Below are 25,254 nucleotides of genomic sequence, written 5' to 3' on the forward strand. Positions count from 1 at the left end.
CGGTGCGGTGCTCGGCTATCATGGGCGGCGAACCGGCGGCGGGACCGTCCGGATGGATCGATGACGCATGAACCAGGTGAAGTCGCACTCACGCGACAAACGTGTCGCCTCCGCCCGTGAGGCACTGGCCGGTCTGGTCGCCGACGGACAGACCGTCGCCGTGGGCGGTTTCGGCCTCTGCGGTATTCCCGAACTCCTGATCGAGGCACTGCGCGACTCCGGTGTCACCGGCCTCACCGCGGTCTCCAACAACGCCGGCATCGACGGCGTGGGCCTGGGCCTGCTGCTGCAGACCCGCCAGATCCGAAAGATGGTTTCGTCCTATGTCGGCGAGAACAAGGAATTCGAGCGGCAGTTCCTGGCCGGCGAACTCGAGGTGGAGTTCACCCCCCAGGGCACGTTGGCAGAGAAGCTGCGCGCCGGCGGCGCGGGCATTCCCGCCTTCTTCACCCGCACCGGCTACGGCACCCAGGTGGCCGAAGGTAAGGAAGTGCGCGAGTTCGACGGCAACATGTACGTGATGGAACGCTCGATCGTCGCCGATGTCGCCCTCGTCAAGGCCTGGAAGGCGGATCCTTCGGGCAACCTGGTCTATCGCAAGACCGCGCGCAACTTCAATCCCATGGTCGCCACGGCGGGCAAGGTCTGCGTCGCCGAAGTGGAGATCATGGTGGAGGTGGGTAAGCTCGACCCGGACCAGATCCACACGCCGGGCATCTACGTCGACCGTATCGTGCACAATCCCGCGCCGTCCAAGCGCATCGAACAGCGCACCGTGCGCGCCTGAAGGAGAAGACCATGGCCTGGACCCGTGAACAGATGGCGCAGCGCGCCGCCCTGGAACTCTCCGACGGTGATTACGTGAACCTCGGTATCGGCCTGCCCACGTTGGTGGCCAACCATCTGCCGGACGGCGTCGACGTCTGGCTGCAATCCGAAAACGGCCTGCTCGGCATCGGCCCCTTCCCCACCGAGGACGAAGTGGACGCCGACCTGATCAACGCCGGCAAGCAGACGGTGACCGCCCGCGCCGGCGCGTCGTTCTTCTCCAGCGCGGATTCGTTCGCGATGATTCGCGGTGGCCACGTGGATATCTCCATCCTGGGCGCGATGCAGGTGACCTGCGAGGGCGACATCGCCAACTGGATGGTGCCCGGCAAGATGGTCAAGGGCATGGGTGGCGCGATGGATCTCGTGGCCGGGGTGAAGCGTGTCGTGGTGGTGATGGAACACACGGCGAAAGACGGTTCCCCGAAGATCCTCACCGAATGCACCTTGCCGCTGACCGGCAAGGGCGTGGTCGACCGCATCATCACCGACCTGGCGGTGTTCGACGTGACGCCCGACGGACTCGAACTGATCGAGATGGCGCCCGGCGTGGACGAGGCGACGGTCAAGGCCGGCACGGGGTGTGGGTTTACCTCGAAACTCTGAGGGCATCGCCGACAAGTCGGCTCCCACAGGAAGCAAGAGCATCGCCGACAGGGTCGGCGATGCGCGCCCACGATTTCCGCCGCCACAAAGAAAGTCGCCCCGCAGGAGACGCCTCAGCATGGGCCTCGGGGGGGGAGGTAGGCCAGATGCCGGTAGTTAGCGTCGCTGCGAGGCGAGGGACCTACCGACCCAGGGGGAGGGGTTGGTGGTAGGCCGAGACGAATCATAGATTTCCTAGGAAATTCCGGCCAATATATCTTTCAGCTTCCACTTATTCGAAAAACGACTATGTTCGACCTGCGCCAACTGCGCTACTTCGTCGAGGTGGCCGAGACCCTCAGCTTCACCCAGGCCGCCCAGCGCCTGCATATTTCCCAGCCACCGCTATCCCAGCAGATCCAGTCACTTGAAGCCGACCTGGGCGTGCGCCTGCTCGACCGCAACCGGCGCCGCGTCGCTCTTACGGAGCCCGGCCGGATCTTCCTGGTCGAAGCCAAGGCGATCCTCGCACGCGCGGAAAGCGCCCGGACGGTCGTGGCGGAGGCCGCGGCCGGCTTCACCGGCCAACTCCGGCTGGCTTATGCGGTCTCCGTGTCCTTCCATCCCGCCCTGCCGGAGACCTTGCTGCGTTTTTCGCACGCGGCGGCCGGAGTGAGCCTGCACCTCGGCGAGATGCTCACCGGCGCTCAATACGACGCCCTCCTTTCCGGCCAGATCGACGTGGGCCTGCTTCGGGCGCACCCCGAGGGCGTCGCGAACGCCCGCCAGCTGAACGTGGAAGTGATCGACCACGAACCGCTGGTGATCGCCCTTCCCGCTCGTCACCGCCTGTCGAAGGAGGCCAGCTTGCGCATGGAGGCCCTGGCGGGAGAGCGATTCGTCGCCCCACCGCGTGGCCAGGCCACGACCCTGACCGACCGGCTGACCCTGCTCGCCAACAAGGCCGGCTTCCGCCCTAACGTCCGCCAGGAAGCGCAACAGATTCCTTCGTTGCTGCCGCTCGTCGCCGCGGGACTGGGCGTGGCCCTGGTTCCGGCCTCGCTCCGGGCGGTCCACCTGGATGGCGTCAGTTTCGTTCCCGTGGACGATCCGGAGGCCTATCTGTTGCTCGCGGTGGCCTCGCGCGTGGACAATACGTCCCCGGTGCTCGAGAGTTTCCTGCGCACCGTCCGCGAGGCCCGGGCGAAGCTGGGGCTCGGCTGAAAGACGAATGCTTCCCGGCGCTTGCGTAACGTCAGCCGGATCGTTACAATCCCGTTTTTCCTTGTCCGTAAAGTTTCAGGAGCTGGCCGTGAAGGTGCTTTCCTCTTTGAAGTCCGCGAAGTCGCGTCACCGTGACTGCAAAGTCGTTCGCCGTCGCGGCAAAGTGTTCGTGATCTGCAAGAGCAACCCCCGTTTCAAGGCTCGTCAGCGCTGATCCAGCTGCGACGGGTTTAGAAAGAAAGGCCGCGAAAGCGGCCTTTTTTTTGGCTCTGGAAGCCGACGCTGACTGTGGGAGCCGACCTTGTCGGCGATGGGTACTTGCCGCGACCTGGCCCGCTGCCGCGGGATCGCCGACAAGGTCGGCTCCCACCAGGTTTCTTCCACCGGGCAGGTTTCTTCCACCGGGCAGGTTTCTTCCACCGGGCAGGTTTCTTCCACCAGGCAGGTTTCTTCCAGCAGGCAGGGTTTCTTCCACCGGGTGGGTTGTCTGGCCGGGTGGGCTGCCTAGCCGCGTGCCTCGCTCAGGTATGGCGAATCGGGAATGTCACCGGTGTCTCCCATGAAGACGCAGTTCCGGCCTGCCCGCTTGGCGCGGTAAAGCGCCGCGTCGGCCACCACCAGCAGACGATGCAACTCGAAGCCGCACTGCATGGTGCCGGCGATACCGAAGCTCGCCGTCACCACCATGTTCGGACGGATCTGGGTGGCCGACGTCGCCGCGATCGACAGCCGCAGTTGCTCCGCGCGTGCACGCGCCTGCGCGGGGCTGCAATCGGGCAGCAGCACCGCGAATTCCTCGCCGCCCAGGCGGCCGAATACATCGCAGGCGTGCAAGGCGCGCCGGCAGACATCCACCGCGCGCTTCAGCACCTCGTCGCCGACGGCATGCCCGTAGGTGTCGTTGACGTTCTTGAAGTGGTCGAGATCGAAAAGGATGAGGCACGCGCCGCGATCCGAACGCGCACCATAAGCCAATACGCGCTCGGCCTGCTCGACGAAATGCTCGCGATTGCAGATACCGGTGAGGCCGTCGCGACGTGCCAGTTTCATGAAACGCAACTGCGATCGGCGCAACCAGAGCACCAGCCAGGCGATGGCGGCCAGCCCGGCAAGCAGGACGAAAATATACAGGCGGCCCGTCTCGACTTCCTTGCGGTCGAGCGCCCCCGTCAAACGGAGGATCTCGTTCTGCTTGTTCAGCGCATCGACCTCGGCTTTGCGCGCGAGCAACTGCTGGTCGACGATCTGGAAGGCCAGGCTGCGCGCGCCCACGTCGTCCAGATATGCCTTGTCGGCGGCCATGAATTTCTCGTGGTACGCCAGGGCCGCCGCCGCGTTGCCCAGTTGCTGCTCCACCTGGTAAAGCACGCCGTAACCCACCCGGCGCGGGTCGGTGAATTCGTCGCGGATCGAACCGGCAACGGCGGACAGGCCGAAGCGGCGCGCATTGGCCAGATCGCCCAGCTTGAGGTACGCCTGCGCGAGGGTCGCATCGTATTCCGCCAGCAACGCCGGATAATTCAGCGCGCGCGCGCCGTCGCGCGTGTCTATGAGTATCTTCACCGCCTCGGCGGGACGCTCGTGGGCGAGATGGAACGCCGCGATGTCCGAGCGCATGCTGTCGGCGAAAACGTCGTCGCCCGCCGCGTCGCAGGTTTCGATCGCGCGCAGGTACATCGGGTCCAGCGTCTCCAGCCGGTTGGCCTCGCGACGCGCGCGCAGCAGGTGCTGCGCTCCCTTGCAGATAGTCTCGCCCGGCGGCGGATTTTCCATCATTTCCCGGGCGTATGCCTCGGCCTGCTCGAACTGGCCGGCGGAACTGAGCAACTGCGACGCCTCGCCCAGCCCCTGGAAACGTGCCTTCCGGTCGCGGATCGACGGCATCAGCTCCTGCAACTGGTTCAGGCGCATGAAAGCGTCCTGATAACGGTGGCCGATGCCGAGCAGGTTGATCAGTGTCGCGGTCGCGCGCAACCGCAAGACGTTGTCGTTGGCGTTGTCCGCCACGTCCTCCAGCGCCTTCCTGCCGGCGTCGTAATCGCCTACCCAGGTGGCGCGCCAGCCTTGAAGGAAACGCAGCTTCCACCGCTCGGCAGGCGCGAGTTTCGCTTCGAACCGCGCGAGATCGTCGATCAGGTGGCCGAACGTGGCGAAATCGGTGGCCTTGATCGTGTCCGCGCGCGCGAGGATCGCTTCGGGAGACGAGGGATTTCCAGCATTCTCCGGTGCCGCATGCACCACCGCAACGAACACCAGCAGGCAAGCCGCCAGTGTCGCGAGCGCATGCCGCAGGCTCCGCCTCACAGCCTCAGCGGTGCGTGCCCGTGGGTGGCATGTAAGCGACCGTGTCGTCCGGTTCGCCGTCTCCATCCTCATCCTCGCCATCGAGCGGATCCTCCTGTTCCTCGTGCTCGGGGGCTATCGGCATCTGCGTGGAAAAATACGCGCGCTGGCCGAGCAGCAACCGAACGGCATCGCCATCCTTCGCACTGAATGCTTCACGAAGATCACCGTCGTCGACACCGGCATCCCGCAGGGCGGCATCGACGGCGTCCGTCGAAGCATGCCGCAACGACGCGTCACTCCCGACGCGCGCGAGAAACTCGATGACCTTCCCCATGCTTCCCGTTCCCCGGCCCAGGGAAGTCACCCCCGACCCTCGCGGCGATCCTCCCCTCGAGGTCACTCGCAGGTCGGATCATAGCTCCATGCGCCACGGCGGAGTAGTAGGCCACCTGGCTGGGCCAAAGGAAATGTGACGCAGGATCAGATACCTGGCGTGACAGGCAATGTTTCTACGCCATCAATCCGCCAGTTGCACGACGCACTCGATGCCCTGCCGCGCCATCTTCGCGTAAGGACACAAGCGCTCGGTGTTGCGGACCAGGGCCTCGGCGATGTGACGGGCCACGCCAGGCAATGCGATGCGTACGTGGGCGGCGAGCGTGAACAAGCCGTCGGCCGGGTCGCGGCCGAAGGTCACGGCGGCGGTCACCGCCGCGTCGGCGGGAACGGCGATGCGTTCGCGCTTCGCCAGCAGGCAGAGCGCTCCATGGAAACAGGCGGCGAAACCTGCCGCGAACAGCTGTTCCGGATTGCTTCCTCCCCCGGGACCGCCCATCTCCAGGGGCAGGCGCAGGGCCACGTCGAGATTGCCGTCGCTGGAGCGGACGGCACCCGAAGCGCGGCCATGCACCGCTTCGCCGCCGGTCACCGTGACGGTACCCGTGTACAACGGATCGAAATCGTCTCCGTCGTACCGGTCGAGGAACGAGACCGGCGGTGGCGTCGGTTTCACGATGGATTCGTCGATTCAGGCCGCGGAAGCGAAACTGGCGTACTGGGACGACTTCAGCCAGGCATGGAAATCGATCTCGCCCAACGTCGCGTCCGGCCCCGGCAACAAGCTGTCATCGGCCAGCACGGCGCCGAAATACGGTGCCTTGGCGTCGCCGACGACATGGTGCGGATCGTTGATGATCGTCAGGAACCGGCCGACCAGTTCGGACATGCGCAGCTTGTCGGGCCCCGCGATCTCGACCACGCCGTTGGCCGGCTGGCCCAGCGAGGTCCTCACCACGGCATCGGCCACGTCGTCCGAGGCGATGGGCTGGATGTAGCCCGTCGACAAGGTGATGGTGTCGCCACCGGCGGCCGACTTCGCGATTCCGGCCAGGAACTCGAAGAACTGCGTGGAATGGATGATGGTGTATGGCACGCCCGATTCGCGGATGATCGTCTCCTGCGCGACCTTCGCGCGCATATAGCCACTGCCGGCGGCCGCGACGCGGTCGGTGCCGACGATCGACAAGGCCACGTGATGGGCGATGCCCGCGCGCCGCTCCGCCGCGACGAGGTTGCGCCCCGAGGTCTGGAAGAAGTCGAGTACCGCCTTGTCTTCGAACGAAGGTGAATTGGCCAGGTCGATGACCGTGTCGACGCCGGCCATGGCCTCGTCCAGTCCTGCGCCGGTGAGCGTGTTCACGCCTGACGAGGACGATGCCGCGATCGCCTCGTGGCCCTTTGCGCGCAGGCGCTGCACGACCTTGCTGCCGATGAGGCCGGAGCCGCCGATGACCAGGAATTTCATGATGGGATACCTATCTTGCTTTGGACGTGACTGGATCGTAGGAGCCGGGCGTGAACGCCGGTAGGACCGCGCACGGGATCACGATGTTGCCGTCGATGCACCAATGGGCAGGGTGCTGCCGCACTCCAGGTCCAGCGCGCGAATGGCGGGAACCATGAAGTCGATGAACACGCGGATGCGCGAAGGCAACTGCTGCCGGCTCTGGTAACAGATGTAGTGGCCGCGGTCGTCGGGCGCGTACTGCGGCAGGCAGGCGACGAGACGCCCGGCCCTGAGGTGGGCGCATACCTGGTACCCCGCGAGCTGGGCGATCCCCCTGCCGTCCAGCACCGCCTGCAACACCAGGTCGGGATCGTTGAAGGCGTCCATGGCGGGCGGCAGGGTCTTGTGCGGCCGGCCGTCGATCTTGAATTCCCATTCATCGATGCGGCCCGAGGCCAACCGTAAATGGATGGCCCGATGCGAGGCCATATCCTCGATCCGTTCGATGGCGCCATGGGCACGCAGGTAGTCCGGCGTGGCGCAGATGAACAACTGCATGGGGACGACCTGCCGGGCGATGACCTGGCTATCCTCCAGCCGCCCGTGGCGGAACGACACGTCCACGCGGTCGGCGGTGAAGTCGACGGGATGGTCGTCCAGGACCAGGTCGACCGCGATCTCCGGGAACGTGTCCCGGAAGCGCTTCAACAGCGGAGCCACCACGTTGCGGCCAAAACCGACGGGCGCACCGATACGCAGGCGTCCGCGCGGCGGCCCGTCGCGAAGTTCGCGCATGTCGTCCAGCGCCTGGGCGATGCGTTCCACGCCGGGGTGACAGTTCTCGAAGAAGATCTCGCCCTCCCGCGTGAGCGCGGTGCTGCGCGTGGTCCGCGAGAACAACCGCGCGCCCACTTGCTGTTCGAGCTTCTGTACGCTGCGGCTCACGGCCGAGCGGCCGATGCCGAGGCGATCGGCGGCCCTGGCGAAGCTGCCCTCGGACACCACGGCGATAAAGGCGATCACGCCGGCATAGCTGGCGGAGAACGAGGTGGCGAGGGTATCGACGGTCTCCACCGGCGACGATAGATAGTGGCTCATGGGCAGGTCCTCATTCCACGGCACGGCGCGGGCCGGCCGCTTGTATATGTGCGCGAGCCAGCTCGACCAGGGCATGGCATGCCGCCGCATCCTTGCGCAGCAGCAAGGCCACCTCGTCGATGCTCGCATCGAAGATGTCACTCATCAGGAAGGCGACCCGGGCCTCTGCCGGCAGCTCGTCGAGTACATCCAGGAATCCCGCCCACACGGCATCGACTGTATGTCGTGTCGACAGCTGCCTGCGCAGCCATTCGTAGGTTCGGGTGATCGGGTCCATGCCTCATAGACGTGGGCATCCGGCGTTTTGTGACTCGCCGATTGGTGCACGCCGCGCAACACGGTGATCCCGCCCACGGACCTACCGACCCCCCATTGCGCGAACCTAGGCTACGGCTGGCAATCACTCCCGAATGAGGAAGCACCATGACCCAGCGTCTCGATTACCAGCAGCAGTCGCCCGAACTGACCAAAAAGCTCATGGAACTCAGCATGGCGGAGGCCAAGTGCGCGATCGAGGAGTCGATCCGACACCTGGTCCACATTCGCGCTTCGCAGCTCAACGGGTGCGCGTTCTGCGTCGACATGCACGTGAAGCAGGCGGTCATCCATGGCGAGCGTCCGCTGCGCCTGCACCACATCGCCATCTGGCGCGAATCGAACCTGTTCTCGCCACGCGAACGCGCCAGCCTGGCATGGACGGAAGCACTCACGCAGATTCCGGCGCAAGGCGTGCCGGACGACGTCTACGAGCGCGTCCGCGGCCAGCTCTCCGAGAAAGAGATCTCCGACCTGACCTTCGTCGTCGCGGCCATCAATGCGTGGAATCGCATCAACGTGGCCTTCCGCAGCGTTCCCGGCACGATGGACAAAGCCTGGGGCCTCGACAAGGCCGGTCTTTCCGAGCCCGTCGCCACCGCCGCCTGAGGAACCTCCCATGCGCATTTTCAAGACCTTCGCCTTCCTGCTGGCCCTTTCGCCCGGCCTTGTGGTCGCGCAGGATGCCGGGGCACCCCAGGCAACCGTCACCGATCTCATGAGCAAGGCGCTGAAGGACTACCCTGGCAAGGAAATCACCCTGATCAACGTCGATTACCCACCCGGCGCCGTCGACCCGGTACATCGCCACGATGCGCACGCGATCGTCTATGTTCTGGAGGGAAGCATCGTGATGGGTGTGCGCGGACAGCCCGAGAAGACGCTCAAGGCCGGCGAGACGTTCTATGAGGGCCCGGACGATGTGCACACGATCGGCCGCAATGCGAGCAAAACCGCACCGGCCAGGTTCGTCGTGTTCCTGCTGAAGGACAAGAAGAACCCGGTGCTGACACTCGTGCACTGAAACGAAACGCTCCGCCATGTGAGACGATTTTGCAAGGACCTGTCACAGGGGAACTGGCAAGATCGTCTCCATGGGTATGAACGACGCCACGGCCACCTTCTCCGCCTTGCGGCCCCGCCTGCACGGGATAGCCTACCGCATGCTCGGCTCGGTGGCCGAGTCCGAGGACGTGGTGCAGGACATCTGGCTCAGCTGGAACGCCGCCGAACACAGCGCTATCGAGAATGCCGAAGCGTGGCTGGTGGCCGCCACGACGCGCCGTGCGATCGACCGGCTCAGGGCGGCGAAGGTCCGGCGCGAGGAATACGTCGGCATCTGGCTGCCCGAGCCCATCCTCACCGACCATGGCGCGTCCCCGGAGGACGTGCAGGAGCTGGCGGGCGATGTCTCCGTGGCGTTCCTCCTGCTGCTCGAACGGCTGTCGCCGGAGGCACGCGCGGCCTTCCTGCTTCGCGAGGTCTTCGATGTCGACTACGCCGAGATCGCCGGCACCATCGGCAAGAGCGAAGCCGCGTGCCGCCAGCTCGTACATCGGGCAAAGGACCAGTTGCGTGACGAGCGTCCGCGTCACGCGGTTCCGCGCGAGGCCCACCTTGCCCTCATGCGCCGCTTCGCGGAGGCCCTGGCGAACGGCGATTTCCCCGCCATCCGTTCCATGCTCGCGGTGGACGCGGACTTCAGCGGCGACGGCGGCGGCAAGGTCACCAGCTTCCCCAAGCCCATGCTCGGCGGGCAGCGTATCGCGCAACTCTTCTACGCCGCGCACCTGCGTTACGGCACCGCCGTGGAAGTACGGCTGACGCGCATCAATGGCGAATGGGCTTTCCTGCGCTATATCGAAGGCCAGCTGGAATCCGCGCAGACCTATGTGACGGACGGCGAGAAGATCCTGAGCATCCATGTGCAGCGGAACCCCGACAAACTGCGGCGAATCGAGCAAGGCCTGCAAGGATTCGCCGCCTAGGCGACCCGAGCTCAGCCACCGCCACCGCCACCGCCGTGGATACCGCCCTTGGTCAACGCGGCGGGGTCGAGCAGTTTCGCCAGTTCGGCCTTCGACAAGCCCGTGGTTTCCAGCGCCACCTCCATGATCGGGCGCTTCTCCTTGTATGCCTGCTTCGCGGTGGCCGCCCCCTTCTCGTAACCGATCACCGGATTGAGCGCGGTGACGAGGATCGGGTTCTTGTCCAGTGCCTCGCGGATATGGTCCTCGTTGACCTTGAATCCGGCGATCGCCTTGTCCGCAAGCAGCGTGACGGCGTTTGCCAGGATTTCGATCGACTGCAACAGGTTGTACGCGATCACGGGCAGCATCACGTTGAGCTGGAAATTGCCCGACTGCCCCGCCACCGCGATCGTCGCGTCGTTGCCGATCACCTGCGCGGCGACCATGGCGGCCGCCTCGGGAATCACCGGGTTGACCTTGCCCGGCATGATCGACGATCCCGGTTGCAACGCAGGCAGCTCGATCTCGCCCAGGCCCGCCAGTGGACCGGAATTCATCCAACGCAGGTCGTTGGCGATCTTCATCACGCCGACCGCCAGCGCTCGCAACTGCCCGGAGAGCTCCACCGGCGCGTCCTGCGCGGCCATCCCCGCGAAATAGTTCGCCGCCGATTCGAACTTCACTCCCGTCAGCTTCGACAGTTCGGCCGCCACCGTGGGGCCGAATTTCGGATCGGCATTGATACCGGTACCCACGGCGCTGCCGCCTTGCGGCAACCGCCGGGTGCGCCTGAGCGTATCCGTGATCCGTTCCGCCGCGTCGCCGATCTGGGCCGACCAACCGGACAGCTCCTGGCCGAAGGTGATCGGCATGGCGTCCATCAAGTGGGTGCGGCCGGTCTTGACGACCTTCTTCAACTCCTTCGCACGCGTATCGATCGTCTTGCGCAGGTGCTTCAGGGCCGGCAGCAATTTCTCGCTCGTGGCCAGGGTGGCACTGACCAGGATCGCCGTCGGGATCACGTCGTTGGAGCTCTGTCCGGCGTTCACATGGTCGTTCGGATGGACCTTGCTGCCAGCAGCCCCAGCGAGGTGGGCGATCACCTCGTTGGCGTTCATGTTCGAACTGGTGCCCGAGCCGGTCTGGAAGACGTCGATGGGGAATTGATCGTCGACTTCGCCGGCGGCGACCTTTTCGGCCGCCGCGCGGATGGCCTTGGCCGATGCCTTGTCGAGGTGGCCGAGCTTGACGTTGGCTTCGGCCGCGGCCGACTTGATGAGGCCGAGCGCCCGGACGAACTCGCGCGGCATGGCCAGCCCCGACACCGGGAAGTTATCCACCGCCCGTTGGGTCTGTGCGCCGTAAAGCGCCCTGGCGGGGACCTTCAACTCGCCCATGCTGTCGCGTTCTGTGCGGAACTTGCTCATGCGGGAACTCCGGTGGGGGACTTGCATACAGTAAGGCCGCATCGGGTCGTTTTGTAGGACAGGGGCGGACCCCATCGCCGACAGGGTCGGCTCCCACCGGGCAGCGCCCGGTCCAGCCCGCCAACTTGCCCTCCCGCTGCCTTGCCCTCCCGCCGGCTTGGTGGGAGCCGACCCTGTCGGCGATGGGGCGCTATAATCGCCGGCTGCACCCGCCACGCCTCCAGGAACGACCATGTCCCACGCCACGCTGACCGCCCTCTCGCCCCTGGACGGCCGCTATGCCGCGAAAGTGGGTTCGCTGCGCCCGATCTTCAGCGAGTTCGGCCTGATGCATCGCCGGGTGCACGTGGAAATCCACTGGCTGCTGGCCCTCGCCGCGCATCCCGGCATCGTCGAACTGCCGGCCTTTCCCGCTGAAGCGGTCACGCGCCTGCTGGCCATCGCCGACGACTTCTCGGCGGAAGACGGCGAACGGATCAAGACCATCGAGGCCACCACGAACCACGACGTCAAGGCGGTCGAATACTTCATCAAGGAAAAGATCGGCAACGATCCCGCCCTTGCCCAGGCCAAGGAGTTCGTCCACTTCGCCTGCACCAGCGAGGACATCAACAACCTCGCCTACTCGTTGATGTTGCGCGACGCGCGCGAATCGGTGCTGCTCCCCGCGCTGGACCAGGTCATCGCGACGCTGCGCGCCCTCGCCCACGAGCACGCGGGCCTGTCGCTGCTCTCGCGCACGCACGGCCAGACCGCCTCGCCCAGCACCATGGGCAAGGAGATCGCCAACGTGGTCGCCCGCCTGGAGCGCCAGCGCCGCCAGCTCGTCGCCATCGAGATCCCGGGCAAGATCAACGGTGCGGTCGGCAACTACAACGCGCACGTCATCTCCTATCCCGGCGTGGACTGGCCCGCGCTCGCGGCCGGTTTCGTCGACGGCCTGGGCCTGGTCTTCAATCCGTACACCACGCAGATCGAACCGCACGACGGCATCGCCGAGTTCGCCGACGTGCTGCGCCGGATCAACATCATCCTCATCGACCTCGCCCGCGACGTCTGGGGCTATATTTCGCTCGGCTATTTCCGCCAGGCGCTGAAGGCCGGCGAAGTCGGTTCCTCGACCATGCCGCACAAGGTCAACCCGATCGATTTCGAGAACGCCGAAGGCAACTTCGGCCTTGCCAACGCCCTGCTCGGCCACTTCGCGGAAAAGCTGCCGATCAGCCGCTGGCAGCGCGACCTCACCGACTCCACCGTGCTGCGCGCCCTGGGCACCGCCTTCGGTCATTCGCTGGTCGCGCTGGAATCGCTGATGAAAGGCCTGGGCAAGCTCAACGTCAACGCCGAACGCATCGCCGCCGACCTGGACGCCAGCTGGGAAGTGCTCGCCGAAGCCGTGCAGACGGTGATGCGCCGCTTCGGGTTGCCGGAACCCTACGAGCAACTCAAGGCGCTGACGCGTGGCCAGGGCATCACGAAGGATTCGATGCGCGCCTTCATCGATGGCCTGGATCTGCCTGTCGACGCTAAAAAAGCACTCGCCGAATTGACGCCCGCGTCGTACATCGGCCTGGCCGACAAGCTTGCTCGCGCAATTTGATCCGCCAGGGGTTCCGACGGTTTGATCCGCCAGGGGTCTTCGGCAGGGACCGACTCTTGTGTGGGAGCCGACTTTGTCGGCGATGGGTGCTTGTAGCAACCCGGCCCGCTGCCGCGGGATCGCCGACAAGGTCGGCTCCCACCAAAGCAATTATCGGCTCCCACGAGGGCATGCCACCGGGGTCGGCTCCCACCCACTACAATGCCGCGCATGGCCATCCAGACCCCCACCCGCAAGCCCCTCCCGATCGAAGTGCGCGGCAGCGCCAGCCAGCCGCTCGGCATGAGCGCCGCGCAGTTCCTGCGCGATTACTGGCAGAAGCGCCCGCTGCTCATCCGCAACGCCTTCCCTGATTTCCAGGCGCCGATCGAGCCCGACGACCTCGCCGGCCTCGCCTGCGAGGAAGGCGTGCTCGCCCGCCTCATCGTCCACGACGAGAAACGCGATCGCTGGACAGTGAAGAATGGCCCGTTCGAGGAAGCCGAATTCGGCAAGACGCCCAAGCGCGACTGGACCCTGCTGGTCCAGGACGTCGACAAGTGGGATGCCGATGTGGCCGCCCTGCTCGACCATTTCACCTTCCTGCCGAGCTGGCGGCTCGACGACATCATGATTTCCTACGCGGAAGATGGCGGCGGCGTGGGCGCCCACGTCGACCAGTACGATGTCTTCCTGCTGCAGGGCATCGGCGAACGCCATTGGGCGATCAGCGACGATCCGGATGCACCGCTGGACTTCCGCAACGACGTGGAACTCAAGCAGTTGCAGGTCTTCGAGCCGACCCACGAATGGCTGCTCGGCCCGGGCGACATGCTTTACCTGCCGCCCGGCGTACCCCACGACGGCGTAGCCATCGGCAACTGCATGACGATCTCGATCGGCATGCGCGCGCCCTCGCAGGCCGAGCTGACCGGCGACCTCGCCGACTTCCTCGCCGAACGGATGCCCGAGGAATTGCGCTATACCGACCCCGACCTCGTCCCGGCGAAGCGCGCTGGCGAGATCGACACCGCTGCATTGAACCGCCTGCGCCAGGCCCTACCCTTCGCCGCGGCGCTCGATCGCGACCTGCTGGCGGATTGGTTCGGCCGCTTCATCACCCGCTACCGCAACGCGCAGGTCGCCGCCGCGCCGCCGAAGGCCACCACCGACGCCGCCTTCGACAAGGCCATCGAGGGGGGTGCGACCCTGGTCCGCCATCCCTACGCCCGGATCGCCTGGGTCAAGGGGAAGAAGGACGCCACCCTCTTCGTCAGCGGTAACGCCTATGAATGCCCGGCGGCGCTGGCCGAACGCCTGGCGGCCGAACGTGAACTCGTCTTCGAACGCCTTCCCACCGGGGCGGAAAAGCGCGTGCTGCTCACCCTGGTCAACGACGGCCAACTTGGCGTGCGCAAGGGCCGGCGCCGGTGAACGGCGGGGCGGACACGATCCTGGCGGCGGAAGACCGTGCCGGTCTCGAAGCCGCCCATCTGCGCCTGCTTGCGGGCGCACGCCACCGGGTCTCGATCTACCTGCCCCTGCTGGAACCCGGGGTGCTCGACAGCGACCCCGTGCACGCCGAACTGCGCCGGATAGCCACCAGCGGCCGGCAGGCGCAGATCCGTATCGTCACCCACGACGCCGAGCGTGGGCATCGCGAAGGCCACCGCCTGCTCGCCCTCGCCCAGCGTCTTCCCACGGCTATCGGTGTCCGCGTCCCCACCGAGGAGGCCCATCTGCGCTACGGATCGGCCTTCACCACCGATCACGCCGGTGGCTTTCTGTTCAGGCCCGTGGCCGGGCGCTTCGAGGCGAGGGGCGCCCTCGACGAACCAGGTGAGACCTCTCGCCTGACGGCTTATTTCGACGAAGTCTGGGAGCGGGCCGAGCCTGCCTGGCAGATAAGACCACTCGGGATCTGACCTTCGCCGCAAGCGCATGAATGGGTTGGCGCAGCGCAGCAGCACGGGGCTATAATTAACGGATTCTTATGCCGCAGGCGCTCCCCACATGCCGCGCGGCAGCCCGTCCTTTTCGTGTGTGCCGGTGGTGACGTGAGCGCAAACCTGATCCGCGAGTTTTCCGAATCCTCCCAACTCGCCGGCGGCAACGCCGATTACGTAGAGCAAGTCTACGAAGCCTGGCTAGCCGATCCCGGCTCCGTCCCGGCCGAATGGGACGGGTATTTCAAATCCTTCAGGGGCCGCGAGGCCGGCGACGTCGCCCATTCCGGCGCCATCGCCCGCATCGAGGCGGCACAGAAGCAGCGCCGCACCGCGGCCGCCGCGCCCGCTGCCGGCTCCGCCGACAACGCCTACGCCCAGAAACAGGCCGGAGTACTCCGCCTGCTCACGGCCTACCGCTCGCGCGGTCACATCGCCGCCCAGCTCGATCCGCTCGGCCTGACCGTCCCGGATATCGACACGCCCGACCTCGGCCTCGCCTTCCACGGCCTCTCCGACGCCGACCTCGACACCGAATTCGACGCGGGCACCTTCGCCGGCGGCGGCCAGCGCATGAAGCTGCGCGACCTCCTCGCGAAGCTGAAGCACATCTACACCGGCACCATCGGTGCCGAGTTCATGTACATCTCCGACTACGACCAGCGCGCCTGGATCTATTCGCGACTGGAAAAGGCCGCCGGGTCCGCCGGACTGCAGAAGACCGAGAAGGTCCGCGTCCTCGAGGCGCTCACCGCCGCCGAAGGCCTGGAACGTTACCTGCACACCAAGTACGTCGGCCAGAAGCGCTTCTCGCTCGAGGGCGGCGACAGCCTCATCCCGATGGTCGACGACGTCGTCCGCGCGGCCGGCGACAACGGCGTGAAGGAACTCGTCATCGGCATGGCCCACCGCGGCCGCCTCAACGTGCTGGTGAACATCCTCGGCAAGGCTCCCTCGCAGCTCTTCAACGAGTTCGAAGGCAAGTTCGAGCACGACGACAGCCCGATCCATTCCGGCGACGTGAAGTACCACATGGGCTTCTCCGCCGACGTCAAGACGCCGAACGGTGGCGTGCACGTCGCGCTCGCCTTCAACCCGTCGCACCTGGAAATCGTCAATCCGGTGGTCGCGGGCTCCGTGCACGCGCGCCAGTCGCGACGCCGCGACACCGCCCGCGACAAGTCGATCGCCGTGCTGATCCATGGCGACGCCGCCTTCGCGGGCCAGGGCGTCAACATGGAACTCATGCAGATGTCGCAGGCCCGTGGCTTCGCCATCGGCGGCACGCTGCACATGGTGGTCAACAACCAGGTCGGCTTCACCACGTCCAAGCGTGAGGACGCCCGTTCCACGCTGTACTGCACCGACCTGGCCAAAATGGTCAACGCGCCGGTGTTCCACGTGAACGGCGACGACCCGGAAGCCGTGATCCAGGTCACCCGCCTGGCCTACGAGTTCCGCCGGCAGTTCAAGAAGGACGTCGTCATCGACCTCGTCTGCTACCGCCGCCACGGCCATAACGAGGCCGACGAGCCGGCCGCGACACAGCCGCTCATGTACCAGATCATCCGCAAGCGTCCCACCACGCGCGATCTGTACGCGCAGCAGTTGGTGAAGGAATCGGCCATCGGCGCCGACGACGGCCAGAAGATGCTCGACGATTACCGCGCGCGCCTCGAGAAGGGCGAGCCGCTGATCGCGATCGAGCCCAACCCCACCCGCGACATCCCGGTCGACTGGACCCGCTTCCAGAAGAACAAGCTGTCGATGGAAGTGGACACGGGCGTGTCGCGCGACCAGTTGGGCAAGGTGCTCGACGTCATCCTCGACATCCCGTCCGATGTCACGCTGCACCCGCGCGTCGCCAAGATCTACGAAGACCGCCGCAAGATGGCCGCCGGCGAGCTCCCGGGCGACTGGGGTTTCGCGGAAAACCTCGCCTACGGCACGCTGATCGCCGAGGGCAACGACCTTCGCGTGGTCGGCCAGGACGCCGGCCGCGGCACGTTCTTCCATCGCCATGCGGTGCTGCACGACCAGAAGAGCGACGACACCTACATGCCGCTGTCCCGGCTTCGCGCGGACGCCCGTGTCGAGGTCATCGACTCGCTGCTTTCCGAAGAAGCCGTGATGGCCTTCGAGTACGGCGAAGCCACCACCTCGCCGGACCAGCTCACCATCTGGGAAGGCCAGTTCGGCGATTTCGCCAATGGCGCCCAGGTCGTGATCGACCAGTTCATCAGCTCGGGCGAAGCCAAGTGGGATCGCCTCTGCGGCCTTGCGCTGTTCCTCCCGCACGGCTACGAGGGCCAGGGTCCGGAGCATTCCTCCGCCCGCCTGGAGCGCTTCCTCCAGCTGTGCGCTCTGGACAACATGCAGGTCTGCGTGCCCACCACGCCAGCCCAGGCCTTCCACATGATCCGCCGCCAGCAGGTGCGCCCGGTACGCAAGCCGCTGATCGTGATGACGCCGAAATCGCTGTTGCGCCACAAGCTGGCGGTGTCCTCGCTCGACGAACTGGCCAACGGCAAGTTCCAGCTGGTGATCGGCGAGCACCGCGACCTGCAGCCGAAGAAGGTCAAGCGCGTGGTGCTCTGCTCGGGCAAGGTCTACTACGACCTGCTCGAGGACGCCGAGAAGCGCCAGCTCACCGACGTCGCCATCGTCCGCGTCGAACAGCTCTATCCGTTCCCGCGCCCGGAAGTGTCGGCCGAACTGGAAAAGTACCCTTCCGTCAAGGAAGTGGTGTGGTGCCAGGAAGAACCGATGAACCAGGGCGCCTGGTTCCAGATCCGTCACCACCTGCAGGCCAGCGTGGGGCCGAAGCACAGCCTGTCCTATGCGGGACGCGCTCGTTCGCCGGCACCGGCCGCGGGTCACCTCAACACCCATGTCGCCGAACAGACGGCGCTCGTCGAACAGGCGCTGGTCGCGCCGGTCGGCACCGATCACGCAGCGGAGTAAGACAAGCATGTCCATCGAAGTCAAAGTCCCGGTCCTGCCCGAGTCGGTCTCCGACGCGCTCATCGCCACCTGGCACAAGAAAGCCGGTGATGCGGTCAAGCGCGACGAGAACCTGCTCGACCTCGAGACCGACAAGGTCGTCCTCGAAGTCCCGGCGCCGGTCGACGGCGTGTTGAAGGAAATCAAGTTCGAGGAAGGTTCCACGGTCACCAGCAGCCAGGTGATCGCCGTGATCGAGGAAGGCGCCGCCGCTGCCGCGCCTGCCCCGGCCGCCGCGCCCGCCGCCGCCGAAGCGCCGAAGGCCACCAAGGCCGACGCACCGGCCGCGCCCAAGGGCGTCGACGAACTCTCCCCGGCCGGCCGCCGCGTCGCCGTCGAGGAAAACATCGACCCGTCCAAGGTCGCCGGCACCGGCCGCGATGGCCGTGTGACGAAGGAAGACCTGGTCAATGCCGGCAAGGGCGGTGCCGCCGCGGCGGCACCTGCCGCTCCGGCCGCCAAGCCGACCCCCGGCAGCCGTCCGGAAGAACGCGTGCCGATGACCCGCATCCGCGCCCGCATCGCCGAGCGCCTGATGCAGTCGAAGAACTCGATCGCGATGCTCACCTCGTTCAACGAAGTGAACCTCGCCGAGGTGGTGAAGCTGCGCAAGTCCCTGGGCGAGCAGTTCGAGAAGGCCAACGGCGTCAAGCTCGGCTTCATGAGCTTCTTCGTCAAGGCGGCCACCGAAGCGCTCAAGCGTTACCCGGTGGTCAACGCCTCGGTCGACGGCAACGACATCATCTATCACGGCTACCAGGACATCTCGATCGCCGTGTCGACCGACAAGGGTCTGGTCACGCCGGTGCTGCGCGACGTCCAGGACATGTCCTTCGCCGACGTCGAGAAGGGCATCATCGGTTACGCCAAGAAGGCGCGTGACGGCAAGCTCGGCCTGGACGACCTGCAGGGCGGCACCTTCACCATCACCAACGGTGGCACCTTCGGTTCGTTGCTCTCCACCCCGATCGTGAACCCGCCGCAGAGCGCCATCCTCGGCATGCACACGATCAAGGAGCGTCCGGTCGTCGAGAACGGCCAGGTCATCGCCGCGCCGATGATGTACATCGCCCTCTCGTACGACCACCGGATCATCGACGGCCGCGACGCCGTGCTGTTCCTGGTCGACATCAAGAACCAGCTTGAAAACCCGCAGCGCATGCTGCTCGGCCTGTAATGGTCGGTTGATTCACACATGTGAAAACGGGAGTCGAGAGACTCCCGTTTTCACGTTTCGACCCCATATTGGGCGGTAGCCAATACCGCAGTGACATCCGGAGCTAAGCAATGAGCGACAAGTTCGACGTCATCGTCATCGGTGCGGGTCCCGCGGGCTATGTGGCCGCGATCCGCGCCGCGCAGCTGGGCCTGAAGGCCGCCGTGGTCGACGCCTTCGTCGGCAAGGACGGCAAGGCCGCCCTCGGCGGTACCTGCCTCAACGTGGGCTGCATCCCGTCGAAGGCGCTGCTGGATTCCTCCAAGCAGTTCCACAACCTGACGCACAACTTCAAGGATCACGGCATCACCGCCGAGAATCCGAAGATCGACATCGGCACGTTCATCGGCCGCAAGGACAAGATCGTCAAGCAGTTCACCGGCGGCGTGGCCATGCTGTTCAAGGCGAACAAGATCACCTCGTTCTTCGGCAAGGGCAAGCTGCTCAAGGGCAACCAGGTCGAAGTCACGGGCAACGACGGCAGCGTCCAGACGATCTCGGCGACCAACGTCATCCTCGCCTCGGGCTCGGTGCCCATCGAACTGCCCTTCGCGAAGTTCGACGGCAAACACATCATCGACAACACCGGCGCGCTCGACCTCACCGAAGTGCCCAAGCGCATGGGCGTGATCGGTGCCGGCGTCATCGGCCTCGAACTCGGCAGCGTGTGGAAGCGCCTCGGCGCCGAAGTCACGGTGCTGGAGGCACTGCCGAAGTTCCTCGCCGTGGCCGACCAGGACATCGCCAAGCTGGCCGCCCGCGAGTTCGCCAAGCAGGGCCTCGACATCAAGGTCAACGCCAAGGTCACCTCCGCCGAGGTCAAGGGCGACGAAGTCCATGTCGGCTACACCGACAAGGACGGCAATGCGCAGTCGCTGGTCGTCGACAAGCTGCTGGTGGCCGTGGGCCGCCGCGCCTACACCACGGGCCTGCTGGCCGACGACACGGGCGTGAAGCTCGACGAACGTGGCCGCATCGTCGTCGACGAACACAACCACACGGGCGTCGATGGCGTCTGGGCGATCGGCGACGCAGTGCGCGGCCCGATGCTCGCGCACAAGGGCTCCGAAGAGGGCGTCATGGTCGCCGAGTTGATCGCCGGCAAGCCGGGTCACGTCAACCTCGATACCGTGCCCTGGGTCATCTACACCGAGCCGGAAATCGCCTGGGTCGGCAAGACCGAAGAGCAGCTGAAGGAAGAAGGCATCCCGTACCGCACGGGCTCCTTCCCGTTCGCCGCCAACGGCCGTGCCGTGGCGATGAACGAAGGCATCGGCCAGGTGAAGATGATCGCCCACGCCGAGACCGATCGCATCCTCGGCGTGCACATGGTCGGCCCGGTCGTTTCCGAGCTGATCCACGAGTGCGTCGTGGCGATGGAGTTCAAGGGCTCGTCGGAAGACCTCGCCCGCATCGTCCACGCCCATCCGGCGCTGTCGGAAGTGGTGCACGAGGCGGCCCTGGCCGTCGACAAGCGCGCTATCCACAAGGGCAACTGATCGTCCCTGTGTCACCGGAGCCCGCCCCTGCCGCAACGCATGGGCGGGCTTCGTCGTTTCAGGGGTCGTGGAGATTTGAACATGCGTGAGATCACATCCCTTTGCGTCTACTGCGGTTCCAGTAGTGGTTCGCATCCGGAATACACCGAAGCGGCCAGGGCCTTTGGCGCGCGGCTGGCGAAAGAAGGCATTGCGCTCGTCTACGGCGGCGGCAAGGTCGGGCTGATGGGCACCGTCGCCGATGCCACGCTCGCCGCCGGGGGCCGCGTCATCGGCGTCATTCCACGCCAACTGGTCGAGAAGGAAGTCGCCCATACCGGGTTGTCGGAATTGCAGGTCGTCGAGACCATGCACCAACGCAAGACGCGCATGTACGAGATCGCCGACGCCTTCGTGGCCCTGCCCGGCGGCTTCGGCACGATGGACGAGATGTTCGAGATGCTCACCTGGGCGCAACTCGGCCTGCATAGCTATCCCTGCGCCTTCCTCGACGTGCGTGGCTTCTACCGTGGCCTGTCCGCGAGCATGGACCACATGGTCGCCGAAGGCTTCGTCAAGCAGAACCAGCGCGAGCAGGTGTGGTTCGGGGACGACATCGACCAGTTGTTCGACTGGATGAAGCACTACGAATCCACCTACACACCGAAGTGGATCACGGGTACGTCTGTCGATAGCATCGACTGATCGCTCACGCCCAGGGACACACGCATGACGAATTTCCGCGCGTTCCGTATCCACCAGGACGACACCGGCTATCGTGCCGGCATCGAAACCATGGACACCGACGCCCTCTCTCCGGGCGAGGTCCTGGTCAAGGTCGAATGGTCGTCCGTGAATTACAAGGATGCATTGGCCGGTACCGGCAAGGGCAAGATCTTGCGAAAGTTCCCCTTGAACGGCGGTATCGATGTGGCAGGCACCGTGGTCGCGTCGACCAGTCCGGCGTTCAAGGAAGGCGACAAGGTGCTAGCCACCGGCAGCGGCCTGTCCGAGACGCGCGACGGCGGCTATGCCGAATACGTGCGCCTGCCCGCCGAATGGACGGTCGCCCTGCCCGCCTCGCTCACCACGCGCGAGGCGATGATCATCGGCACGGCCGGCTTCACCGCCGCGTTGGCCCTCTTGCGCATGACCGACAACCGCCAGACACCCGCGCTCGGCCCGATCGCCATCACAGGTGCCACGGGCGGCGTGGGCATGCTCGGCATCGACATCTTCAGCCGCGCCGGCTACGAGGTGCATGCCATCAGCGGCAAGGCCGACCGCTTCGACGTCCTGCGCATGCTCGGTGCCAGCGAATGCGTCGACCGCCATGGGCTCGCTTTCAGCGGCAAACCGATGGATTCCGCGAAATACGGCGGCCTGCTCGACAACGTCGGCGGCACGACACTCGCCGGTTTCCTGCCGCTGATCTCGCCCTATGGCAACGCCGCCATCTGCGGCCTGGCGGGAAGCCCCGAACTGTCGACCACGGTGATGCCCTTCATCATCCGTGGCGTGAGCGTGCTGGGCGTGGCCTCGGCTGGCACCGCGCGCGACGTTCGCGACGAGGTGTGGAGCCGTCTCTCCGGCGAGTGGAAGCCACGCCACCTCGACGCCATCTGCACCAAGGAAGTGGCGCTGGAGGATGTGGCCGGCGTCTTCGGCACGATGCTCGAAGGCGGCTCGTTCGGCCGTACCGTCGTCCGTATCGGGCCGTAATCGCCTGCCGGGACAGCTATCTGTGCTTCGCACCATTGATACCCGCGCGGCGGCCGGTAGAATGGCCCCTCGCCAGAGGCGCCACGCGTGACGTTTTCTCGTCACCGCGGGTCCGAGACGCCAGCCGGGACGGCCGGCGTCACCAAAGAGAACACATCGGGCATCGACCCGGGGGAAAGTGAATGGCTCGTATCCTGATCGTCGACGATTCGCCGTCTCAGTTGCTTGGCATCAAGCGCATCGTCGAGAAGCTGGGCCATGAGGCCATCACCGCCGAAGATGGCGCCCAGGGCGTCGAGGTGGCCAAGCGCGAGATCCCCGACCTTATCCTGATGGATGTGGTGATGCCGAACCTCAACGGGTTCCAGGCCACGCGCACGATCAGCAAGGAAGAAACCACCAAGCACATCCCGATCATCCTGGTGACCACGAAGGACCAGGATACGGACAAGGTGTGGGGCCTGCGCCAGGGTGCGAAGGCCTATGTGGTGAAGCCGATCAAGGAAGAGGAACTGGTCGCGGCCCTTAAGGAACATTTGCCGGGCTGAGGAAACCCGCCAGGCTGTGGATGCCTGCCGGGCTTATGGTCTTCAGGCAGAGTCCCACTGGGGCGGGCCATCATCGCCAACAGGGTCGGCGATGGGGAAAGCCCTCACCCCCGCCGCGGATCGAACCCCGCGAACGCATCCTTGAACTCCGCGTACGCCGCCTGTTCCTCATGGGTCTCGGGCACCGGCACGCGGATCTCCAGCACCACGATCTGGTCGCCCGGTTCCGAACCCGGCAAGCCACGCCCCTTCAGTCGCAGCTTCCGCCCCGATTGTGAGCCCGCCGGAATACGCAGGTCCACATGCCCACCGAGCGTCGGCACGGGGACCGTTGCCCCGAGCGCGGCCTCCCAGGGCGTGATCGGCAGCACGTGGGTCACCGTGCGTCCGTCCAGCCGGAAGCGTGCGTCATCACGGATGGCGATCTCGAGCAAGAGGTCGCCCGAGGGGCCACCGGCCGAGCCGGGATGTCCCTGCCCGGCAAGCCGGATTGTCTGCCCGGACGTGATGCCGGCGGGAATCTTCACCTCGAGCACGCGTTCGCCGCCCGAGGAATCGTTCAGCACCACGCGCGTCTTGCCGCCGTTGTAGGCCGTCTGCAGGTCGGTCTCGATCCTGGCCTGGATATCGCGTCCGCGGCGTGCCTGTGGCTGGTGGCCACGGGCACGGCCGCCGCCACCGAACAGGCTCTCGAAGAAGTCGCTGAAGTCGCCGCCACCGCGGCCACCCATGTCGCCGAAGTCGAAGCCGTTGCCCTGCTGGCCCCAGCCCGGCGGCGGACGGAACTGCTCGCCCTGGCGGTATCCGCCAGCGCGGAACTGGTCGTAGGCGCGGCGTTTCTCGGGGTCTTTCAGGGCCTCGTTGGCCTCGTTGACCGCCTTGAACTTCTCTTCGGCACCGGCTTCCTTGTTCTTGTCGGGATGGTACTTGCGGGCAAGCTTGCGGTACGCGGCCTTGATCTCCGCCTCGGTCGCGTCGGGCTTGACCCCCAATGTCTCGTAATAATCCTTGAACTCCACAGGCTCTCCCGGGCTTGTGTCGAAAACCAAAAAAAGCGAAACGCCCGCGGCGGACAGGGTCCGCCACGGGCCAGACAGCTAAGCTTAGGCCGTTTTAGCCCGCAGCGTTAATCGCGATGCGGCGCGGCGCGCTCTGCGCCTTCTTCGGAATCGCGATCTCGAGCACGCCATGGGCACCCGACGCGGTGATCCCGTCGGCATCGGCGCTCTCGGGCAGCGTGAAGCTGCGCTTGAACGCACCGGCCGCACGTTCCACGCGGCTGAACTTGCCCTCGGTCTCGCTGGCGAAAGCCTTCCGTTCACCCTTGATGCTGAGCACGTTCTTGTCCATCTGGATCTCGATATCGGCAGGATCCACGCCCGGCACATCGGCCAGGATCAGGAAACGGCCGTCCTCTTCGCGGATGTCGACACGCGGCGCCCAGGCGCTGGAAGCGGTGCTGGCCGGCACGGCGATGTCACCGCCGAAGAAATGCTCGAAGACGTTGCGGACATCGCTGCCGAACACCGGCGCACGGCGAAACGATACCTGACGAAGCTGGTTCATCTGTTTGACTCCAAAGAAGTTTCGGCCCCGTGGCCGCCTGATCGGAAAGATGATGACCGGTCCCGGGCAATTCAAGAGCACCCGGCCTCCGGTTGCCGTTTCTTCAGGTCTCCCGCCTTGACGTACACTCGGCGCATTCCCACCGAAGAGGCATTCCTCCCATGACCATCGCAGTCGGCGAACGACTTCCGGAAGCGACCCTCGCCATCTTCGAAGATGGCATCAAGACCGTGACGAGCACCGAGGTTCTCGGCGTTGGCAAGGTCGTGCTTTTCGCCGTGCCGGGTGCGTTCACGCCCACCTGTTCGAACAAGCACCTGCCGGGCTTCGTGCAGCACATGGAGGACTTCCGCGAGCGTGGGGTCAAGGTCGCCTGCATGTCGGTGAACGACGCCTTCGTGATGCACGCCTGGGGCGAGTCGCAGGGTGTGCCCAACGATCTCCTGATGCTGGCCGATGGGAACGCCACCTTCGCCAAGGCATTGGGACTGGAGCTCGACGGGACGAAGAATGGCATGGGCATCCGTGCCAAGCGCTTCGCGCTGTATGCCGAGGACGGCGTGGTGAAGGCGATCCAGGTCGAAGCCCCGGGCGAGTTCCGCGTGTCGACGGCCGAGGCGATGCTGGAAGCCATCGACGCCTGATATCGCCGACCACCCGGCAAAGAAAAACCCGCG

General features: G+C 65.7%; 27 protein-coding genes. 17 read left to right on the forward strand and 10 right to left on the reverse strand.

All coding sequences use genetic code 11. The annotated features are described in order from the left end of the window. The first annotated feature begins 67 nt into the window (after positions 1–67). The 4 genes from J2T07_RS03480 (at position 68) to ykgO (ending at position 2,851) form a co-directional block, all read left to right on the forward strand. Positions 68–787, forward strand: coding sequence for a CoA transferase subunit A (locus J2T07_RS03480; RefSeq protein ID WP_306847294.1), 720 nt, complete (start codon positions 68–70; stop codon positions 785–787). Positions 788–798: 11 nt separating this feature from the next. Next, complete coding sequence (locus J2T07_RS03485) at positions 799–1,434, forward strand: 3-oxoacid CoA-transferase subunit B (protein ID WP_306847296.1); 636 nt, start codon at positions 799–801, stop codon at positions 1,432–1,434. Between the two features lie 288 nt (positions 1,435–1,722). After that, positions 1,723–2,637: a LysR substrate-binding domain-containing protein gene (locus J2T07_RS03490; protein ID WP_306847298.1), complete on the forward strand. Its 915-nt coding sequence runs from the start codon at positions 1,723–1,725 to the stop codon at positions 2,635–2,637. A gap of 88 nt (positions 2,638–2,725) precedes the next feature. Further along, positions 2,726–2,851 carry a type B 50S ribosomal protein L36 gene (gene ykgO, locus J2T07_RS03495; RefSeq protein WP_029213509.1) on the forward strand — a complete coding sequence of 42 codons (126 nt, stop codon included), beginning with the start codon at positions 2,726–2,728 and terminating at the stop codon, positions 2,849–2,851. Here the strand turns inward: ykgO and J2T07_RS03500 are convergent. The 7 genes from J2T07_RS03500 to J2T07_RS03530 all read right to left on the reverse strand — a co-directional run bounded on the left by J2T07_RS03500 (position 2,842) and on the right by J2T07_RS03530 (position 8,084). Then, on the reverse strand, positions 2,842–3,075 hold the full coding sequence (locus tag J2T07_RS03500) for a hypothetical protein (RefSeq protein ID WP_306847979.1): 234 nt from the start codon (positions 3,073–3,075) through the stop codon (positions 2,842–2,844). The genes ykgO and J2T07_RS03500 overlap by 10 nt on opposite strands. A gap of 66 nt (positions 3,076–3,141) precedes the next feature. Beyond that, complete coding sequence (locus J2T07_RS03505) at positions 3,142–4,941, reverse strand: GGDEF domain-containing protein (RefSeq protein ID WP_306847312.1); 1,800 nt, start codon at positions 4,939–4,941, stop codon at positions 3,142–3,144. A gap of 4 nt (positions 4,942–4,945) precedes the next feature. Then, positions 4,946–5,257: a hypothetical protein gene (locus J2T07_RS03510; protein WP_306847313.1), complete on the reverse strand. Its 312-nt coding sequence runs from the start codon at positions 5,255–5,257 to the stop codon at positions 4,946–4,948. Positions 5,258–5,440: 183 nt separating this feature from the next. Beyond that, a complete protein-coding gene (locus J2T07_RS03515; RefSeq protein ID WP_306847315.1) occupies positions 5,441–5,935 on the reverse strand; it encodes an Ohr family peroxiredoxin in 495 nt (164 codons plus the stop codon). A 15-nt stretch (positions 5,936–5,950) separates the two neighbouring features. Next, positions 5,951–6,727, reverse strand: coding sequence for an SDR family oxidoreductase (locus J2T07_RS03520; RefSeq protein WP_306847318.1), 777 nt, complete (start codon positions 6,725–6,727; stop codon positions 5,951–5,953). A gap of 78 nt (positions 6,728–6,805) precedes the next feature. Next, positions 6,806–7,807 (reverse strand): LysR family transcriptional regulator, encoded by a 1,002-nt coding sequence (locus J2T07_RS03525; protein WP_306847320.1) that lies wholly within the window; start codon positions 7,805–7,807, stop codon positions 6,806–6,808. A 10-nt stretch (positions 7,808–7,817) separates the two neighbouring features. Further along, entirely contained in the window at positions 7,818–8,084 is a 267-nt protein-coding gene (locus J2T07_RS03530) for a sigma factor-like helix-turn-helix DNA-binding protein (RefSeq protein ID WP_306847322.1), read from the reverse strand. 146 nt (positions 8,085–8,230) lie between these two features. Here J2T07_RS03530 and J2T07_RS03535 point away from each other — a divergent pair, with 146 nt between their 5' ends. The 3 genes from J2T07_RS03535 to J2T07_RS03545 all read left to right on the forward strand — a co-directional run bounded on the left by J2T07_RS03535 (position 8,231) and on the right by J2T07_RS03545 (position 10,110). Then, a complete protein-coding gene (locus J2T07_RS03535; RefSeq protein WP_306847324.1) occupies positions 8,231–8,731 on the forward strand; it encodes a carboxymuconolactone decarboxylase family protein in 501 nt (166 codons plus the stop codon). Positions 8,732–8,741: 10 nt separating this feature from the next. Then, a complete protein-coding gene (locus J2T07_RS03540) occupies positions 8,742–9,146 on the forward strand; it encodes a cupin domain-containing protein (protein WP_306847326.1) in 405 nt (134 codons plus the stop codon). A gap of 70 nt (positions 9,147–9,216) precedes the next feature. Then, a complete protein-coding gene (locus tag J2T07_RS03545) occupies positions 9,217–10,110 on the forward strand; it encodes an RNA polymerase sigma-70 factor (RefSeq protein ID WP_306847328.1) in 894 nt (297 codons plus the stop codon). A gap of 11 nt (positions 10,111–10,121) precedes the next feature. On the opposite strand, the gene J2T07_RS03550 is transcribed toward J2T07_RS03545, so the two are convergent. Continuing rightward, positions 10,122–11,519 carry a class II fumarate hydratase gene (locus J2T07_RS03550; RefSeq protein ID WP_306847329.1) on the reverse strand — a complete coding sequence of 466 codons (1,398 nt, stop codon included), beginning with the start codon at positions 11,517–11,519 and terminating at the stop codon, positions 10,122–10,124. Positions 11,520–11,751: 232 nt separating this feature from the next. Between J2T07_RS03550 and purB the strand changes: the two genes are divergently transcribed. From purB to pilH, 9 genes are all read left to right on the forward strand, one after another. Next, entirely contained in the window at positions 11,752–13,119 is a 1,368-nt protein-coding gene (gene purB, locus J2T07_RS03555) for an adenylosuccinate lyase (RefSeq protein WP_306847332.1), read from the forward strand. Between the two features lie 210 nt (positions 13,120–13,329). Continuing rightward, positions 13,330–14,532: a cupin domain-containing protein gene (locus J2T07_RS03560; RefSeq protein ID WP_306847334.1), complete on the forward strand. Its 1,203-nt coding sequence runs from the start codon at positions 13,330–13,332 to the stop codon at positions 14,530–14,532. Continuing rightward, positions 14,529–15,023: a hypothetical protein gene (locus J2T07_RS03565; protein WP_306847336.1), complete on the forward strand. Its 495-nt coding sequence runs from the start codon at positions 14,529–14,531 to the stop codon at positions 15,021–15,023. The genes J2T07_RS03560 and J2T07_RS03565 overlap by 4 nt, the downstream gene beginning before the upstream one ends. Positions 15,024–15,155: 132 nt before the next feature. Further along, positions 15,156–18,008 carry a 2-oxoglutarate dehydrogenase E1 component gene (locus tag J2T07_RS03570; protein WP_306847338.1) on the forward strand — a complete coding sequence of 951 codons (2,853 nt, stop codon included), beginning with the start codon at positions 15,156–15,158 and terminating at the stop codon, positions 18,006–18,008. 7 nt (positions 18,009–18,015) lie between these two features. Next, entirely contained in the window at positions 18,016–19,224 is a 1,209-nt protein-coding gene (odhB, locus tag J2T07_RS03575) for a 2-oxoglutarate dehydrogenase complex dihydrolipoyllysine-residue succinyltransferase (protein WP_306847340.1), read from the forward strand. Positions 19,225–19,334: 110 nt separating this feature from the next. Then, positions 19,335–20,762, forward strand: a complete 1,428-nt coding sequence (lpdA, locus tag J2T07_RS03580) for a dihydrolipoyl dehydrogenase (protein ID WP_306847341.1) — start codon at positions 19,335–19,337, stop codon at positions 20,760–20,762. 81 nt (positions 20,763–20,843) lie between these two features. Next, on the forward strand, positions 20,844–21,446 hold the full coding sequence (locus tag J2T07_RS03585; protein WP_306847345.1) for a TIGR00730 family Rossman fold protein: 603 nt from the start codon (positions 20,844–20,846) through the stop codon (positions 21,444–21,446). Positions 21,447–21,470: 24 nt separating this feature from the next. Continuing rightward, positions 21,471–22,463 (forward strand): acryloyl-CoA reductase, encoded by a 993-nt coding sequence (locus J2T07_RS03590; RefSeq protein ID WP_306847346.1) that lies wholly within the window; start codon positions 21,471–21,473, stop codon positions 22,461–22,463. Positions 22,464–22,645: 182 nt separating this feature from the next. Next, a complete protein-coding gene (pilH, locus tag J2T07_RS03595) occupies positions 22,646–23,011 on the forward strand; it encodes a twitching motility response regulator PilH (protein ID WP_167023678.1) in 366 nt (121 codons plus the stop codon). 104 nt (positions 23,012–23,115) lie between these two features. On the opposite strand, the gene J2T07_RS03600 is transcribed toward pilH, so the two are convergent. Both J2T07_RS03600 and J2T07_RS03605 read right to left on the reverse strand, forming a co-directional pair. Next, a complete protein-coding gene (locus J2T07_RS03600) occupies positions 23,116–24,030 on the reverse strand; it encodes a J domain-containing protein (protein ID WP_306847349.1) in 915 nt (304 codons plus the stop codon). A gap of 94 nt (positions 24,031–24,124) precedes the next feature. Then, complete coding sequence (locus J2T07_RS03605) at positions 24,125–24,577, reverse strand: Hsp20/alpha crystallin family protein (protein WP_306847351.1); 453 nt, start codon at positions 24,575–24,577, stop codon at positions 24,125–24,127. Between the two features lie 161 nt (positions 24,578–24,738). On the opposite strand from J2T07_RS03605, the gene J2T07_RS03610 reads away from it, so the two are divergent. Further along, positions 24,739–25,221 (forward strand): peroxiredoxin, encoded by a 483-nt coding sequence (locus J2T07_RS03610; protein ID WP_306847353.1) that lies wholly within the window; start codon positions 24,739–24,741, stop codon positions 25,219–25,221. Positions 25,222–25,254: the final 33 nt, after the last annotated feature.

It is taken from the genome of Luteibacter jiangsuensis (genome assembly GCF_030812295.1).
Classification (GTDB): domain Bacteria; phylum Pseudomonadota; class Gammaproteobacteria; order Xanthomonadales; family Rhodanobacteraceae; genus Luteibacter; species Luteibacter jiangsuensis_A.